This is a genomic window from bacterium, from assembly GCA_024228115.1.
Lineage (GTDB): Bacteria > Myxococcota_A > UBA9160 > UBA9160 > UBA6930.
In genome coordinates this window covers 1-1,791 of record JAAETT010000486.1, presented here as the reverse complement: position 1 = coordinate 1,791, position 1,791 = coordinate 1, and the positions used below count along the sequence as shown (strand labels likewise).

Here is a 1,791-nt window from a genome sequence, read left to right as displayed (position 1 = left end):
TATAAGCTGCGCGTTTATCGAACATATTAAGCCCTATGCCCCAAACCGTATCATACATGCAGGTATTGACAAGCACAGCTGGCTTGGTGTTCAACAACGTCGCTTGCAACGCCGGTTGGGCAAATTTCAGCCGCAAACCCTCCATCATGATCGGCATGCGCGCGCTGACCCATATCGCCTCGTTGAAATTGTTGACGCGCCTGCCAAGCTGTCCTTGCTGCAATGGCGATGGCGTGCTGAGTATCGCCGTAGCGGTTTCGGTGTCGCCAAATTTTTTCGCCTTATTGTACTGGAAGTACTGCTCCACGCTGCTGAAGTTGACGCCATCAGCGGTAATATGGATCGGATAAAAATTCGATAGCACCGAATCCGCTCCATAAAAATACGTGTACTTTTCCGCATGAATTTCAGGCATTTTTTCTAAAAAACCCTTTCATTTGTAAATTTGCTGTCTTTTTTTTGCTTATCCCCTCTACACACACACATACACACACATACAGATATATAGGCGACGATTAGACGCCTGTTCCATCAGCACCAAAAAAACTACTTGTAAAAATTTTTACTGCATGTCAAAAGTCATAAACATTACACTAAGCTTTTAAACATCATAAACATGCGTCCTATGTGTTTTACATAATAAATTCAATAGTTTACCTCTTATACGTGGTTTTGTTCGCTGAACAACACCTAAGGTTCCGTTATTTTCAACCATGTAACACAATAATGCGTGTGCATCGTAGTCCAGTTGTAAATTATTCAACAGCGCGCTGCTTAAAATATTTGTATACACACTTGATCTACTCATAACAATATCAATTTTTTTCCTTTGCGTTGTACACGATCGGTCTTCGCATATATGCTGCTGCTGAATGCTATTGCCGGCACACGCGTTACAAAAAGTGTGCTTGGTCAAGTCTTCAACTTTATGCAGCAAAAGCAGCGCGAGCACCGATATGATACTATCTTCCGGTGCTGTATGTGGTACTGCAAAAAAAACCTGATTTTTTTGTAAAACTATACTGAGGGTTTTTGTAAAATTTTACCTAGTGTTAATTGATAATCAATCGGTGGCTCATACCTGCCTTTTTCTTCCCCTTCATCCTCGTAGTCAACTTCTTCGTACCGCCAGTCAGTTGGCGGCACTGAAAATAAAACCTATTGGCTACCCCTTTGATTTTTTTGTAAAATATATAGTTATGTGTTTTGCGGTCTTACATGTTTGCTGGCTGTCCCATTCGTATTGGTCCGGATTGTTACAGATTTGTTTTTCAAAAGTCGTATCATCAAAACTAGTTTGTTCTTTTGATGCGCCACTCTCCTGTTTTTTTCGCTGTCTGATGAACGTGACAGGCATGAATGATCTATTGCCGTTAATGGCTGAACAAAATCAAAATTTTGCTGATTTAGTAAATTCTGCGACTTTTATTAGAATAATTGTTGTTTTATTATTTAACCTACGTGTTTCCGGTTCGTTTTGTTCTGCTGCTGATCTGCTCTGTTCTGTTGATTTTAGTTTCGTCGCTTCTCTTGATGCAATTTCTTGCATAAAAAGCAGTTCTTCAGGCTTTTCTAAAGAAAACACCTATTGATTTCTAAAAAACTTGTTCAAATAAGAATTAAATACATGTTTGTCGGTCGTATGTGAAGAAAAAATTTTCTTTGGCTATCTTACTAGTTTCTTCCTTTGATGTACCGCTAGCCTGTTCTTTTGGCCCTCTGTCGAATGATGATCTATTGCCGTTGTTGGCTAAAGAAAATCCGACTCTATATTCGCAAAATCTAAACAGC

2 protein-coding genes are annotated in these 1,791 nt (G+C 39.6%); one reads left to right on the top strand and one right to left on the bottom strand.

The features are described 5' to 3' along the window. Nucleotides 1-415: NADAR family protein (locus tag GY937_20770; protein ID MCP5059146.1), on the bottom strand; the 415-nt coding region annotated here is incomplete at its 3' end. A 655-nt stretch (nt 416-1,070) separates the two neighbouring features. Here GY937_20770 and GY937_20765 point away from each other — a divergent pair. Continuing rightward, a complete protein-coding gene (locus GY937_20765; protein ID MCP5059145.1) occupies nt 1,071-1,592 on the top strand; it encodes a hypothetical protein in 522 nt (173 codons plus the stop codon). Nucleotides 1,593-1,791 lie beyond the last annotated feature (199 nt).